This window comes from Kitasatospora sp. NPDC056446, from assembly GCF_042796115.1.
Lineage (GTDB): Bacteria > Actinomycetota > Actinomycetes > Streptomycetales > Streptomycetaceae > Kitasatospora.
Map to the genome: position 1 here is coordinate 1 of NZ_JBHTRF010000211.1, position 1,546 is coordinate 1,546.

The 1,546-nt window shown below is 65.7% G+C and carries 1 protein-coding gene; it reads left to right on the forward strand.

Annotated elements, in window-relative coordinates:
- Positions 1–545: 545 nt before the first annotated feature.
- Positions 546–1,435, forward strand: a protein-coding gene (locus ACFQ6N_RS40735; RefSeq protein ID WP_380659186.1) for an IS5 family transposase whose coding sequence is annotated in 2 segments (ribosomal slippage) — positions 546–900 and positions 900–1,435 — 891 coding nt in all. Because the reading frame shifts where the segments join, the coding sequence is not laid out codon by codon here.
- Positions 1,436–1,546: the final 111 nt, after the last annotated feature.

The following is a 1,546-nucleotide window of genomic DNA, read 5'->3' on the forward strand; positions in this document are numbered from 1 at the left end:
TCCCCACGAAGCTTCTCCACCTCACCAAGATCCACAGACCGCAGCATGCACCGCCACGACCACAAGATCAAATCAACCTAACGAAGTACTACTAGAGCGTGTCTGACAAATGATCATCCGATACTCGGGAGACTGTGTCTGGGGACTGACGTAACCTCCGATGGTTGTGGCCGCGTCCCGGACGAGAGAAGGCAATGTCGATCTTTGCTACCTGGCTGCTGCTCGCTGAGGATGGCGACGGGCCGGCCCCACTCGTCTACCAGGGATCGCACGTCAGCCCTGCGGACGGCCATCCGCGGGCCGGCTGGCTGGAGGTCGCCGCTGTCCCGAACCACTGCCACCCCAGAGCTCGCCTGGAGGGGCAGGAGCCCCTGCCGGTGGAGTTCCTGCGCATGTCGATCGGTCGGCCTGTCGAGTTCTGTCCAGGTGACGAGCCCGGCCAAGCGACCGTGGTCCTTGATCGAGACCAGGTACAGCAACTGCACGACACCCTCTCGGGATGGCTGGGCACAAGCGAGCGATAGCGCTGCCCGATAATTGATCTTGTGGCAGGTCGAGGTGAGCTGACGGATACGGCGTGGGATCGGATAGAGCCCTTGTTGCCGCAGGTGGACGGGCGTGGCCGTCCGTGGCGTGATCATCGGCAGGTGGTCAACGGGGTGCTGTGGCGGCTGCGGACCGGGGCTCCGTGGCGTGATCTTCCTGACCGGTACGGGCCGTGGCAGACCGTCTACGAGCGTTTCGCCCGCTGGGAGGCGGACGGCACGTGGACGAAGCTGCTGGAGCATGTCCAGGTCCGCGACGATGCGGTGGGCCGGGTGGAGTGGACCGTAGCGGTCGACTCCACGGTCAACCGGGCTCACCAGCACGCCGCCGGCGCCCGCAAAAAGGGGACGCGGACGGGGACGAACTGGAAGATCCGGGCAGCGCGCAAGCGCGCCAGGCCCTCGGCCGGTCCCGAGGCGGGCTGACCACCAAGGTCCACCTCGCCGTCGACGGCCGCGGGCTCCCGCTGTCGATCGTGCTCACCCCAGGCAACGTCAACGACGTCACCGCGTTCGCCGACGTTCTCGACGGGATCCGTGTCCCACGCGCCGCAACGGGCCGACCGCGCACGACGCCGGAGCGCGTGCTCGGAGACAAGGCCTACTCCAGCAGGGCGATCCGCCATTTGCTGCGGCGCCGAGGCATCGCCGCCACGATCCCCGAGCGCCGCGACCAGGCAGCCAACCGCCGACGCCAGGGGCGTCTTGGCGGCCGGCCACATGCCTTCGACAAGGAGATCTACCGCGACCGCAACGTAGTCGAACGATGCTTCGCCCGCCTCAAGCAGTTCCGCGCGATTGCGACCCGATTCGACAAGCTCGCCGACCGCTACCGAGCCGGAGTCGTCCTTGCCTCGCTGATTATCTGGCTCCGCGAACCGGCTGGATGATCATTTGTCAGACACTCCCTAGTGTCCTGAGTCTTGAATTTCGTTCATAAATATAGACTGGGCCTATGGCGCGGACGGGTCGACCAAAGGTCGAGTTGGTGTTGTCGGACG